General features: G+C 45.4%; 10 protein-coding genes and 2 pseudogenes. 7 read left to right on the top strand and 5 right to left on the bottom strand.

What is annotated here, in order from left to right:
• Positions 1-905, top strand: a pseudogene (locus E2K52_RS11335) (methionine aminotransferase); the annotation flags it as partial.
• Positions 906-1,006: 101 nt separating this feature from the next.
• A complete protein-coding gene (locus E2K52_RS11330) occupies positions 1,007-2,371 on the top strand; it encodes an MATE family efflux transporter (RefSeq protein WP_151205197.1) in 1,365 nt (454 codons plus the stop codon).
• Positions 2,372-2,592: 221 nt separating this feature from the next.
• Here the strand turns inward: E2K52_RS11330 and E2K52_RS11325 are convergent, their stop codons facing one another.
• Complete coding sequence (locus tag E2K52_RS11325) at positions 2,593-3,441, bottom strand: SDR family NAD(P)-dependent oxidoreductase (RefSeq protein WP_151205196.1); 849 nt, start codon at positions 3,439-3,441, stop codon at positions 2,593-2,595.
• A gap of 219 nt (positions 3,442-3,660) precedes the next feature.
• Between E2K52_RS11325 and E2K52_RS11320 the strand changes: the two genes are divergently transcribed.
• The 3 genes from E2K52_RS11320 to phoR all read left to right on the top strand — a co-directional run bounded on the left by E2K52_RS11320 (position 3,661) and on the right by phoR (position 6,701).
• Positions 3,661-4,347, top strand: coding sequence for a TetR/AcrR family transcriptional regulator (locus tag E2K52_RS11320; protein ID WP_151205195.1), 687 nt, complete (start codon positions 3,661-3,663; stop codon positions 4,345-4,347).
• Positions 4,348-4,607: 260 nt separating this feature from the next.
• Positions 4,608-5,318 (top strand): phosphate regulon transcriptional regulator PhoB, encoded by a 711-nt coding sequence (phoB, locus tag E2K52_RS11315; protein ID WP_151205194.1) that lies wholly within the window; start codon positions 4,608-4,610, stop codon positions 5,316-5,318.
• Positions 5,319-5,342: 24 nt separating this feature from the next.
• A complete protein-coding gene (gene phoR / locus E2K52_RS11310; protein WP_151205193.1) occupies positions 5,343-6,701 on the top strand; it encodes a phosphate regulon sensor histidine kinase PhoR in 1,359 nt (452 codons plus the stop codon).
• Positions 6,702-6,749: 48 nt separating this feature from the next.
• Here phoR and E2K52_RS11305 read toward each other — a convergent pair whose 3' ends face one another.
• Positions 6,750-7,400: a glutathione S-transferase family protein gene (locus E2K52_RS11305; protein WP_151205192.1), complete on the bottom strand. Its 651-nt coding sequence runs from the start codon at positions 7,398-7,400 to the stop codon at positions 6,750-6,752.
• 161 nt (positions 7,401-7,561) lie between these two features.
• Positions 7,562-8,509, bottom strand: a complete 948-nt coding sequence (locus E2K52_RS11300; protein ID WP_151205191.1) for a pirin family protein — start codon at positions 8,507-8,509, stop codon at positions 7,562-7,564.
• Between the two features lie 504 nt (positions 8,510-9,013).
• On the opposite strand from E2K52_RS11300, the gene E2K52_RS11295 reads away from it, so the two are divergent.
• Positions 9,014-10,360: a GGDEF domain-containing protein gene (locus tag E2K52_RS11295; protein ID WP_151205190.1), complete on the top strand. Its 1,347-nt coding sequence runs from the start codon at positions 9,014-9,016 to the stop codon at positions 10,358-10,360.
• 282 nt (positions 10,361-10,642) lie between these two features.
• On the opposite strand, the gene guaA is transcribed toward E2K52_RS11295, so the two are convergent.
• On the bottom strand, positions 10,643-12,211 hold the full coding sequence (gene guaA / locus E2K52_RS11290; protein WP_151205189.1) for a glutamine-hydrolyzing GMP synthase: 1,569 nt from the start codon (positions 12,209-12,211) through the stop codon (positions 10,643-10,645).
• A gap of 201 nt (positions 12,212-12,412) precedes the next feature.
• Positions 12,413-12,775, bottom strand: a complete 363-nt coding sequence (locus E2K52_RS11285; protein WP_151205188.1) for a NirD/YgiW/YdeI family stress tolerance protein — start codon at positions 12,773-12,775, stop codon at positions 12,413-12,415.
• A gap of 273 nt (positions 12,776-13,048) precedes the next feature.
• Between E2K52_RS11285 and E2K52_RS11280 the strand changes: the two are divergent.
• Positions 13,049-13,232: pseudogene (locus tag E2K52_RS11280) on the top strand (cytochrome O ubiquinol oxidase); the annotation flags it as partial.

Raw genomic sequence — 13,232 nt, 5'->3', positions numbered from 1 at the left:
CCAGCTCTGCCTTGACCCTGTCAGTGAAATTACCATTACCCCCGGGGCCACCCTTGCAATTTTTTGCGCCATTCAGGCCAGTGTCCGTGCCGGTGAGGAAGTGATTATTTTTGATCCCAGCTATGACAGCTACGCGCCCAGCGTGCAACTGGCCGGTGCATATTGCCTTGGAATACCCTGGCTTTTCCGTGGACTGGAACAAGGTCAAAGACGCGATCAATGACCAGACCCGCATGATCATTGTCAATACCCCACACAACCCTACGGGAACCGTGTGGACAGAACAGGATTGGCAGCAGTTGATTGAACTGGTTCATGACCGGAATATTGTGATCCTGTCTGATGAGGTCTATGAACATCTGGTCTTTGACAATGTTCGCCACATTTCGGCAGCCAGCTTTCCGCAGTTACGTGAACGCAGCTTTGTAGTGGGATCTTTTGGTAAAACCTTTCATGTTACTGGCTGGAAAACCGGTTTTTGTGTAGCACCTCCGTCTTTGATGCAGCTATTTAGACAGATTTACCAGTTTGTCAGCTTTTGTGGTGTGACCCCGATTCAGGTTGCCCTGACTGAATATATGCAACTGCATCCCGAGCATATTCATCAGCTCTCCAGTTTTTATCAGGCCAAGCGCGATTTGTTTAATACAGAACTGGCGGGCACACGTTTTCAATGGACGCCTACTCAAGGGACGTATTTCCAGAATCTGGACTATCTTGAAATTCGCCCCGATCTGGATGGCTTGTCAATGTGTCATTATCTGGCCCAGCAGCATGGCGTGGTCGCCATTCCAGTTTCTGTATTTTATAAAGATCCTCCACAGGATATACATTTGCTGCGCTTCTGTTTTGCCAAAAAAAATGAAACCTTAATTGAAGCAGCACATATTCTTGCCAAACTTTAAAACACAGGCTGTGCCGTTACTGAAAAGCTAAGGCGTTTTAACTGCCGATCCAGCATAATTCGCTAAGATAAGTATTTGAAAAACCAAGAACAGGACCTTATATGGCGCAGCAGGCTTTAATTCAGCAAAAAAATCTGTGGAAAACCTTTCTGGTCTTTCTGTTGCCATTAATTGCGACCAATATCCTGCAAAGTCTGTCCGGTACCGTGAATACTATCTTTGTCGGGCAGATGTTGGGGGTCAACGCGATTGCTGCTGTTGCGGTGTTCTTTCCGATCCTGTTTTGTTTGATGGCTTTTGTGATCGGGCTCTCTGCCGGGTCGACCGTCCTGATTGGGCAGGCCTGGGGCGCTAAAAACCTGGAAAAAGTACACTGTGTGGTGGGCTCTACCTTATTTATGACCCTGATTGGGGGAAGTCTGATTGCCCTGTTGGGGGTCATTTTCGCGGAGCAGATTTTACTTGCGCTGGGCACAGATCCTGAGGTCATGCATTTATCATTGCCCTATGTACAATGGATGCTGGCTGGCAGTCCCCTGATTTTTATTTATATTATTTATACTTCCATTTTACGTGGTGTCGGTGACAGTACCACACCACTGTTCGCTTCAGCATTAACGATTGGGATTGGTCTGGGGGTCACGCCAGTCCTGATTGCCGGCTATTTTGGTTTTCCTCGGATGGGAATTATCTCGCCTGCTATCGCCACTATTTTAGGCAATCTGGCCGTCCTGGTTTTTTTAGTGCTGTATTTAAATTATAAACAGCATCCACTGAAACTGGACTGGGCCTTAATTAAAAATATCCGCCATCAACCCCAGTTGAGCAAGATCATTTTACGGTTAGGAATTCCTACCGGAGTGCAGATGGTGACGACTTCCGTAGCAGGACTAGTAATTGTAGGACTGGTCAACCGTCATGGAGCTGAAGCAACGGCGGCCTATGGTGCGGTCAATCAGGTCCTGAACTATATCCAGTTTCCCGCTTTATCTATCGCTATCGCTGCCTCAGTATTTGGGGCGCAGGCCATTGGTGCAGGAAAGTCGGATTTACTCAATAAAGTCACCCGAACCGCCTTGAGTATGAATATCCTGTTCACAGGTGGGTTGGTAATTCTTGCTTATTTGTCTTCTAAATATCTGATGGCTCTGTTTATTACCGATCCAGCGGTGGTGGTGCTGGGTCAGCAACTCCTGTTTATTGTACTGTGGTCGATCCTGTTCTTTGGCGCCAGCGCGATTTTTGCCTCGATTATGCGTTCTAGCGGTACAGTGACGGTGCCCATGCTGATTAATATTCTGACCATTCTCGTTATTGAAGTGCCTTGTGCCTATCTGTTTAGCCAGTGGTGGGGCCTGGAGGGCATCTGGTATGCCTACGCACTGACCTTCGTAAGCTTGTGTATTTTGCAGGGTTTGTATTACCAGTTGGTCTGGAAGAAAAAAACCATTCAGGCCTTGATCTGAGGGTTTTAAAAATCAGTATGTTATTTCGTAGTTCACTTATTTTTAATGTTAAAAACTGACAGATACAGTGATGACATCCGGTTTATAAATTAAACCAGCTGTAACTTTCCGGCTTATAGAGAACTGGCTGATTTTCTTATCTTGTCTTCGGAATCAATTAAAATAAAGCGCATCAATGAAATTAAAAGCCCGCTTTCGCGGGCCGAGGTAGAGGAAGGTGATTAAGCTGATTTTTTGCCTTTTTTACCCAGACGCGAAGCCAGAGCAGTGACGTGCTGATAACCGGTGGGCAAGATGCGCTGGATCATATCCAGGGCCTTGGCATCATTACCGATCAGCAGACGGCGTTTGTCTTTCTGCACCGCATCCAGAATCTGGCGAGCAGCTTCTTCAGGCGGACAACGCAACAGTTTATTAAAATTACGTGCCGATTTTTCCGGATGCATCCCTAAGCTCAAAAGACTATCATTCATTTTGGCTGCATTGGCAATATTGGTGCGAATTCCACCCGGATGTACACACAGCGCGCTTACGCCGCAATTTTGCATATCCAGCTCCTGACGCAAGGATTCAGTAAAACCACGTACCGCAAACTTGGTCGCATTATAAGCAGACTGGGTGGGCTGGGCGGTCAAACCAAACAGGCTGGAAATATTGATCACATGTCCATCACCGGTTTTTTTGATCAACGGCAGGAACTCCTTGGTACCATAGACCACGCCCCAAAAATTGATTCCTACAATCCATTCCAGATCTTCATAGCTTGCACCCTCAACCGTACTGCCCAAGGCAACACCTGCATTATTAAAGATCATATTCACACTGCCATGATCCTGCTCGACCTGCTTGGCCCAAGCCTGAACTTCAGCCAGATTGGCGACATTCACTTTTTGAGTGGTGATACGGACATCATTGCCTTTCAGCAACTCGAGTGTTTTTTCCAGCCCCTGCTCATTAACATCACTCAGTGCCAGATGACAGCCCTGCTGTGCCAGAAGTACAGCCAGCTGCTGGCCAATGCCAGAACCGGCACCGGTAATCGCTGCAACTTTATTGTTAAAATTTTTCATTGAGATTCCTTGAATTAAATACTGCCAGTCCATGACAGCCGGTATTTTTGTCTGTTCAGGATGCAGCCCATCATTTCAATATAGTTTTGACAATAAGTATTGTCAATCACTCTATAATGTCTCTACAGGCCAAGTTTCAGTCTGAAATTTCAGCATAGGTCAAATGCAGATTTGTTGATAAGATAGCCCCAACCTTTAGCGAGACTGCCACTGAAAGTTATGACCAATTCAGCTCCTTCAACCACAAAAGCACCAGCGACCCGCGCCAAAGAGCGTCAGTTTAAAGGCCTGTCGATGGCGGAGCGCCAGCAGTTACGTCGTGAAAAACTAATCGAAGCCGGTATCGAAGCTTATGGCACCCATGGCTTTTTTTCGGTGACGGTCAAAGATATCTGCAATGAAGCCAAGCTCACCGAACGCTATTTTTATGAGTCTTTTAAAAAAAGTGAGCACCTATTTCAGACTATTTTTTTACAGCTGATTGATGAATTGCAGCAAAATGTCATGCAGGCCATGCTGCAAGCTTCAGCCGATCCGCAAAACATGATTAAAGCCGGCTTGACCGCCCTGCTAACAACTTTAAAAGATAATCCACGTATGGCACGGATTATTTATATTGATGCCATGCTGGTACAGGAGCTGCATAATCAGGCCACGATTCATGAAACCATGTTGCGCTTTGACCGCATGATTCATGCCTTTGTCATGCTGATGATGCCGAACCTGAGCCGCTCTGAACAGGAGCTTTCTCTAGTGTCGACCGGACTGAATGGCTATGTTACCCAGATTGCAATCCGCTGGGTCATGAGCGGCTTTAAACAGTCGATGGACGAAGTGCTGTCCTCCTGCAGTATTATTTTTCTGGCCCTGCTGGAGCATTTTGCCGAGAAAAAAGTCAAAGCCTAGTTTTTATAGAGAAATAGGTTTTTTATCTTGACCAGCCGCCACTTATTTTAAATTTTTAATTTATTTACAATAACTTAATCAAATAACCTGAGTTAAAAATGTCCGATTTCTAATTAAATTTTTATTAAAATTGTCACAAATCTTTGCGAAACTTCGGCTATTTTCCCTTTCTGCAATGATACTGTCATAATTAGTCTTTGTAATAAGCCTGTCATAAATATAAAACGGTCCACCGTTTGCATGAAATAGGGTATTGCGTTGTGAAAGATGACTACATATTAATCGTCGATGACGAACTCCCAATCAGGGAAATGATTCATACCTCTTTGGATATGGCAGGATTTCAGTGTCTGCAGGCAGAAGATGCCAAACAAGCGCATCAGATGATTGTGGATCAGCGTCCGGCTCTCATTTTACTGGACTGGATGATGCCAGGTGGGGTGAGCGGTGTAGACCTCTGCCGTCGCTTGAAACGTGATGAATCCCTGTCTGAAATTCCAGTTATCATGCTGACCGCGCGCGGTGAAGAAGATCATAAGGTACAGGGACTCGATGCCGGTGCTGATGACTACATGACCAAACCATTTTCTACACGCGAATTGGTCTCACGGATTAAAGCGGTTCTGCGCCGTGCCAATGCGCTAAGTGGAGAAAAAACCATTGATGCCAATGGTCTGGTGCTGGATCCGGTGAGCCAACGGGTAAATTTTGGCAACAAGATTCTGGAAATGGGTCCGACCGAGTACCGTTTGCTGGCATTCTTCATGACGCATCCGGAACGCGCCTATACCCGCACCCAATTACTGGACCAGGTTTGGGGGGGTAATGTCTATATTGAAGACCGGACCATTGATGTCCATATCCGCCGCTTGCGCAAGGTCCTAGAGCCTTATGGGGCAGACCGTTTTGTGCAGACAGTACGTGGTACCGGCTACCGCTTCTCAACCCGGGCCGATGTTGCCGCTGGTTAATTTCTTTTAGGTAACCCTAGTTTTATGTATGAACCTTACCCTGTCCCCGAGCTGGCACGTGACCACAAGAAATTCCGTTACAGCAGCTTATGGGATTTTGCCAAGCAGGATTTACGCTTACTGGCATTTTTTCTGATCATTGCCGCTTTTATCGGCTTCGGGATTGGGTATTTCTGGGTTTGTCTGGTACTGGCATTTGTGGCTTTTTTTGCCACCCAGATGCGCTCCCTGTATCTGGTCAATGAGTGGATTTCGAATCGCCCCTATGATGTCCCCCCTAATATTCACGGAATCTGGGGGGCTTTACTATTCAATGTATATCGGGCCCAGCGTCAGGAACGTATTGTTCAGGCGGAAATGGTTGAGCTGATTGACCGGGCGCAATCCTCACTGGTGGCCTTACAGGAAGCAGTGGTGCTGATTGATGACAACCAGCAGATCGAATGGTGGAACCCGGCAGCAGAACGTCTGCTTGGCATCTCTCCGGATGATCGCCGCCGTAATATTCTTACGCTGTTACGTCAACCGATTTTTATCGAATATTACCACAATATTGATCAGGCCCCTGATGGGCTGAAAATGAGATCCTCCTTGTTTGAAGATCATTATGTACAGGTCAAAATGACTCGTTTTGGTGGTGAAAGCCGCCTGCTGGTGGCTTATGATGTCACCCGGATGCATAATCTGGAGCAGATGCGCAAAGATTTTGTCGATAATATTTCGCATGAGCTGCGCACTCCACTGACGGTTTTAAGTGGATATATTGAAACCTTCACCGATCAGGAAGATATCAATCCCCGCTGGAAACGTGCCTTTGACCAGATGCAGTCCCAAACCCGACGCATGAATGCACTGGTTAATGATCTGCTCCTGCTCTCGCGTCTGGAAAATGACAAGAATATTGCCAAGAACCAGATTATTGAAATGCCAAGCTTGATGAATCAGCTGTTTGATGACGCACAGGCCTATAATGTTGATTATGGTCATACCCTAAATCTGGATATTGACAGTCATTGTGACCTGATTGGTTCCGACATGGAGCTGGCCAGCGCCTTTAGCAACCTGATTACCAATGCCATCAAATATACGCCTAAGGGCGGGAGCATCACCATGGGCTGGCATGATGATGGCGAGTCGGCCTACTTTATTGTAGAAGACAATGGGATCGGGATTGATCCGAAACATTTGCCACGCCTGACCGAGCGTTTTTACCGGATCGATTCAGACCGCAGCCGGCGCACAGGTGGCACCGGTTTAGGTCTGGCCATCGTCAAACATGTGCTGATGCAGCATCAAGCCCATCTGGAAGTGGAGTCTAAAGAAAATGAAGGTTCAACCTTTAAAGTGGTTTTCCCTAAAGAACGTCTGAGCTTTCCAGAATAATCCTTACAGCCAAGGAAAAAGGTGCATATTGCACCTTTTTTTAAGCATTTAAGAGCTGATCTGTTTTTCTCTGCTCAGCGCACGCGCATAGGCTGCACGTTGTGCCACCCGTTTAAGATAGGCTTGAATGGCTGGATAACTTTGGCCTGACCGGCTCTGCATTGCCTCCAAAGGAAAACTCATCTGAATATCGGCAAAACTGAAGTGCCCAGCAAAGTAATCATGCTCGCTCAAATAACTTTCCAGAAACTGGATATGATCTTTTAAGCGGCTCTGTACAAACTGTTTCTTCACTCCATCGCAGATTTTTTTAGCTACAGGCCGAATCAGCAAAGGAGTATGTTTAGGTACAGTGGTCATCACCAGTTGCATCACCAGCAGCGGCATTAATGAACCTTCCGCATAATGCATCCAGTAACGGTACTGGGCCTTGTCGGCAGGATCTTCTGGACGAAACTGCTGCTGGTGGTCATAAGTTTCCTGTAAATATTCCAGGATCGCTGCAGATTCCGCCAGTACCTGAGCCTGATCGACCAGAATCGGCGCCTTGCCCAATGGATGGATCTGTTTTAAGGCCGGTGGCGCAGCAAGATTGGGCTGACGCTTATAGTATTTAACCTCGTAATCCAGCCCTAATTCTTCCATGGCCCACAGGATACGAAATGATCGCGATTGTTCGAGATGATGTAAAACACGCATATGAGACTCATAATTTTATTGTTCTTGCTTTTCGAGCATAGCAAAAGCAGCGTCCTGTCACTCAGTTTTTGATGACTGTGGTGACAGCTTTTCTATTTTTCCGCTTCATTTCTGGAGTTTAATTCAAAAAATGCTCCAAGTAGACTTGCAGTCTTACTGATTTATCTGGAAGGACGCATCCGGTCTGGAAAAGCCGGCGCTTCCAGGCGTGGTCCGTCATAATCGGGAATAGCGCCAAAACGGGAATGCCCTTCACTCCACTGATCCCGTGCCATTTTTAATTCTTCAGTGGTGCGGCCAACAAAATTCCACCACAGTAAAATCGGACTTTCAAAAGGTTCTCCGCCTAATAATAGAACCCGGCCACCTGCATGAATCTGAATATCCACATGTTCCAGTCCTGGCTCCAGAATTACCATATTGTCTTCTGTCAGCTCATGTCCATTAATGCTGGCGCTGCCTTCTAAGGCCATAAAGCCATATTCAAATTTAGGATTTAAGCTGAGGCGGGCGGAGGTACTTTCTTGAGCAAACAGATCTACCCCCAGCAATTCACTATGTACTTTAACCGGCGATCTGGTATTTAAATATTCTCCAACCAGCACGGTACACTCAATCCCCTGTGCTTGTACCACAGGCAGTTCCGGATAATGGTCAAACGCAGGCGCCATATTGAGCTTGTCATCCGGCAAGGCAATCCAGAGCTGGGCGGCATGCATCTGGGTTTCAGTATCGGGAGATACTTCGGTATGAGAAATCCCATAGCCGGAAGTCATCAGATTCACCTGTTTAGGCCGGATGAGCTGCTGGCTACCGATGCTGTCATTATGCATCATGGTGCCTTCGATCATCCAGGTAAAGGTTTGCAGACCGATATGCGGATGCGGTCCCACATCCAGACCATTCCCCTGAGGAAAGCTGGCAGGCCCGGCATGATCCAGAAAGCACCATGCGCCGATCATACGTTTATGCCGGCTAGGCAAGGCACGTTTAATCACAGTCCCCTGCCCAATTTCTGCCCGTCGCAGAGGAAATTCCTGAATAAACTGATTGATATATTTTTGACAGTCATCGGAATAAGACAGTTCAGTTTCTTGATTATATGACATGGTCGGGCTTACCTCAGCACCTTAAAATATGATTTCCTTTGCCAGCTTCCTCGCAGCTACGCGCTGTATGAAGTTGCACTATTGAAACAATGTACCGCTTCTGCGTATAAAGTCTAACAACAGAAATATTTAGATACTTATTTCATGCCAAACTATACGTCCTTTTACTTTGATCTATTACAGTTTTACTTTGTAAGACTATTTCTACCGTTTAATTTTTCTAACATTCTGCAAAAAAGTAATCCGCCCCTCTTCAAAATTAGCTGCAATGGATAAAGACTACAATCAGGTTCAGATAGTTTTACATATTTCACGTGAAACAACCCATAAAATAATAAAAAATATATAATATCAATAAGATAATTATTCTCGATATTGGATTAAATCCTATAAATTTTGTTACTTTTTAGCAGAGAAAAATTATACAATCCCATTTTAGAAGGTTGCTTTTCATTCCAATGATTCATAATACTGCCTAGGCAAAATAATAAATGGATAATAACAATGTCATCTTCTCATGAAGATTTACATTCTCCAAAGGATGTCTATTTTCAGAATGCCAGAATGTATCAACTGCTCAAACTGGCCGAATGTGATCTGCAAAACCGTCAACTGATTGAACAGGCGCTGGCAGACCGTTCTGCACGCATTCCCCCGCTATTCCGGCAATATTTTTATGATTATATGTATGCGGACAATCACCATGACTTACGTCAGGTAAACTATATGGCGCAGATTGCCTTTTTACTGTACTTCTTTGCCGATATCTTTATTATTCCAGATATATTTTTCCTCTCCGGTGTGTCACGTGTACTGCTTGTGATTGTAGCCATGCTCTGTGGCTCTTACCTGTTTAACCATTATAAAAACATCCAGGTTCTAGAGATGTTCTTGCCCGTTTGTACGACAGTCGCTGCCGGAATCTGGATTGGTTTACTGTTGCTCTCTAATAGCCCGCACGTCAGTACCTATCTGTACGCTACCGCTATTTTTATCCTGGTCACTAATCTTTGCATTAAAACCCAGTTCAAAGGCGCACTCTATTGCTCGATATTTATTGCCCTGTTTATGACCATTGGAGCCATTGATTTACTCACTTGGTCCCAAGGTCTTATCTTTGCCGTCGTTTCTATCCCTTTATGGTGTTTTAGCATCTATATTAACTGGAATAATACCCTAAATGTACGCCGTATATTTCTGCGTAATTTACTGGATGAGTGGAACTATCAGACCCTAAAAAATCTGGCCCATACCGATGAACTGACCAAGCTCTACAATCGTCGCCATTTTGTCAATCTGGCCGAGCAGGCCATCCAGAAATGGCCTAAACATGCCGGTACTTGCCTGTTAATGTTCGATGTAGATCATTTCAAACTGATTAATGATAATTATGGCCATGATGTAGGAGACCGGGTTTTGCAACTGATTGCCGAAGTGACCCGTAAAGAAATGCGTCAAACTGATGTGCTGGCTCGTTTTGGCGGAGAGGAGTTTATTGCGTTACTCGAATATACTCAGCCATATGACAGCTTAATGATTGCTGAACGCATTCGAAAAATTATTCAAAAACAAGTTTTTTATATCACCCCTGACCAGAGTATCCAGTTCACCATTTCAATCGGTATTGCCGAGTTAGAGTCGCCTAAACAGACTCTAGATGATCTGATCAAAAAAGCGGATCTGGCGCTGTATCAGGCTAAAAAAGCCGGCCGTAACCGGATTAAAATCTATCATCCAGATATTCTTAAACCGGCAACCTCCTCTTCTTCTAAGCACAGGAACATAGTTCAAGCTGTGCAGCAGGCGGCTAAAAACAGTGATAAACAGGTACAATCCTCGTCACCATTATAACTTAGAATGAACTTATACAGCTAAAAATCTATACAAATGAAGATCTCTCAGAAATCACTCAAGATTTGAAGCATCACCCCGAAAAAGGGTTCGGCTTTAAAATTCCCCGTCAGATATTATGGCTATAACATGGTGTTGCACTTCAAATGCTAATCTAAGAGTATAAAAAAGAGCACCGAAGCGCTCTTTTTTATTAGGTTATATCTGATAAATCAGATACTGCCGCGCGCATAGCGCTTGGCATAATTTAGGCGGACAGCAGTGCTGTCCAAAACCCCTAAATTACTCCCATTCAATGGTTGCAGGTGGTTTAGATGATACGTCATAGACCACGCGTGATACATCCGCAATTTCATTCATGATGCGAGTCGAAATCTTGTCTACCAATTCATATGGAAGATGTGCAAAACGGGCTGTCATAAAGTCAACCGTTTCTACTGCACGCAGCGCAATCACCCAGGCATAACGGCGACCATCCCCTACCACACCCACCGATTTCACCGGCTGGAATACCGCAAAGGCTTGCGCTGTTTTGTCATACCAGCCACTTGCACGAAGTTCTTGCATAAAGATGTCATCTGCAAGGCGCAGAATATCGGCATATTCTTTTTTCACTTCGCCCAGAATACGTACACCTAGACCCGGACCCGGGAATGGATGACGGTAGATCATGCTGTGTGGCAAGCCCAGCGTCGTACCCAATTTACGTACTTCATCCTTAAACAGGTCACGTAATGGCTCAACCAGTTCAAAAGCCAGGTCTGCAGGTAAACCGCCCACGTTATGGTGCGATTTAATCACATGTGCCTTGCCTTGTTTGCTAGCGGCAGATTCGATCACGTCTGGATAAATCGTACCTTGCGCCAGGAATTTGACCCCGTCCAATTTACGTGCTTCTTCAGCGAAGACTGCAATAAATTCACGGCCAATAATTTTACGCTTAACTTCAGGATCAGTTGCGCCAGCAAGTGCAGACAGAAAACGCTCTTCAGCATCTGCACGGATCACGCGGATCCCCATGTTTTCGGCAAACATTTGCATCACTTGATCGCCTTCGTTCAAACGAAGCAGACCATTGTCTACAAATACACAGGTCAGCTGGTCACCAATCGCTTTATGCAACAGTGCAGCCACAACAGAGGAGTCCACACCACCTGAAAGACCTAACAATACTTTTTCATTACCAATCTGTTTACGTAGCTGTTCAATACGCAAATCGATAATATGTTCTGGGGTCCAAAGACCACGGCAACCACAAATCTGGTGCACGAAGTTTGATAAAATTTCTGCACCTTTCGAGGTATGCGTCACTTCCGGGTGGAACTGGATACCATAGAGACGGCGAGTTTCATCAGAAATCATTGCCATCGGGCAGCTTGGTGTCTGAGCAGTAATCTGGAAGCCTTCAGGAAGACGGGCAACCTTGTCACCATGACTCATCCAGACATGCAGCTGGTTTTCACGGTCTTGCAGGTTCCCAATCAGCTGGTCACGTACCAAGATATCCACTTCTGCATAACCGAATTCATGGACGGTGCCCGGCTCAACTTTACCGCCCAGCTGTTCACACATGGTTTGCAAGCCATAACAGATCCCCAGTACCGGTACACCTAACTCAAATACTACTTGCGGTGCGCGTGGGCTGCCTTCCAGATGAACGCTTTCAGGTCCACCTGACAAGATGATACCGTTTGGATTAAATGCACGAATGTCTTCTTCAGACATATCATAGGCATACATTTCAGAATATACGCCAGCTTCACGGACACGACGTGCGATGAGCTGACTATATTGAGAACCGAAATCCAGAATCAGGATACGATCTTCAGTAATTTGAGTATTGGTAGTCATGACAAACAACTATGAAAGGCAAACGAAATAAGCGCTGTATTCTAGCATTTTTCTTGAGTTTACGCACACTATTCCAAACAGGATCAAGATTAAACAGTTAAATTATATTTGAGCTGTTTTTAAACAATTGCCAAGCCAAGCTCGGGCTTGAAAACAGGAGAGCCCATTGCAGCCTCACCTGTTTAAAAATAAGAACCGGGTTTATTTCACCCGTTCAATCTTGATGACATCAATATCAGTCGGTTTATAACGATGAGTATCAACCTCGCCCCAGACTTTTACTCGATCACCTGCTTTGAGTTTTAACACTTTCCAGTCATCATCATCGACATCAATCATGATGCTGCCACTTCGATCTTTCAGCTCAAATTCATCACTGTCTGTCGAGCGCTGCTTTACAATCTGGCCCACTACCGTCACGCCTGTTTCATCTTTCATTTTATGCGCTTGGGCGATGCTGACCACATTCTTTTGGGCTTCTGCCATCAGCGCCTGATCGGACTTGGCCTGAAGGGTCGGACTTGCTGCTGCCATTACCAGTGTTGCTAGAATATATTGCTTCATACTCATCCTTTCCTTGCAGTATCATTAAGCTACCATCTAAGCAGAAAGTTGCCATCTGCTCCGCAGCGATTATGTAACAGCCACCTTAGCCCCTGTCATCTGTTTTAAAACCATAGCCATAAAAACCGGGCGATGGTGTGACAGTCATGAGTTTGCAGCAGGCCAGATCAGCCCTCGAGCCAAACCACCAGCAGCAAAATAGTCGACTTTTATTACTGACTTTAATGGTGATCACTGTTAGGATTTCAGCACACTTTTGCTTGTACTCGGCTCATGGAACTGATTGATTTTATCTTGCATGTGGATGACCATCTGCTTGAATTTATCACCAATTACGGGATCTGGATTTATGCCATTCTTTTCCTGATTATCTTTGTGGAAACCGGTCTGGTGGTCATGCCCTTCCTGCCAGGCGACAGCTTGTTATTTGCTGCCGGTGCACTGGCTGCCTCTACCG

This window comes from Acinetobacter sp. RF14B (genome assembly GCF_006864105.1).
Taxonomy (GTDB): domain Bacteria; phylum Pseudomonadota; class Gammaproteobacteria; order Pseudomonadales; family Moraxellaceae; genus Acinetobacter; species Acinetobacter lwoffii_C.
The sequence above is the reverse complement of the archived record's forward strand: the minus strand, read 5'-3'. Positions and strand labels throughout refer to the sequence as shown.

Coding starts and splice junctions, on each gene's coding strand:
- E2K52_RS11305 (WP_151205192.1), bottom strand. CDS start 7,400: ATGCGTGTTTTACATCATCTCGAACAATCGCGATCATTTCGTATCCTG.
- guaA (WP_151205189.1), bottom strand. CDS start 12,211: ATGACTACCAATACTCAAATTACTGAAGATCGTATCCTGATTCTGGAT.
- phoR (WP_151205193.1), top strand. CDS start 5,343: ATGTATGAACCTTACCCTGTCCCCGAGCTGGCACGTGACCACAAGAAA.
- E2K52_RS11295 (WP_151205190.1), top strand. CDS start 9,014: ATGTCATCTTCTCATGAAGATTTACATTCTCCAAAGGATGTCTATTTT.
- E2K52_RS11320 (WP_151205195.1), top strand. CDS start 3,661: ATGACCAATTCAGCTCCTTCAACCACAAAAGCACCAGCGACCCGCGCC.
- E2K52_RS11300 (WP_151205191.1), bottom strand. CDS start 8,509: ATGTCATATAATCAAGAAACTGAACTGTCTTATTCCGATGACTGTCAA.
- E2K52_RS11285 (WP_151205188.1), bottom strand. CDS start 12,775: ATGAAGCAATATATTCTAGCAACACTGGTAATGGCAGCAGCAAGTCCG.
- E2K52_RS11330 (WP_151205197.1), top strand. CDS start 1,007: ATGGCGCAGCAGGCTTTAATTCAGCAAAAAAATCTGTGGAAAACCTTT.
- E2K52_RS11325 (WP_151205196.1), bottom strand. CDS start 3,441: ATGAAAAATTTTAACAATAAAGTTGCAGCGATTACCGGTGCCGGTTCT.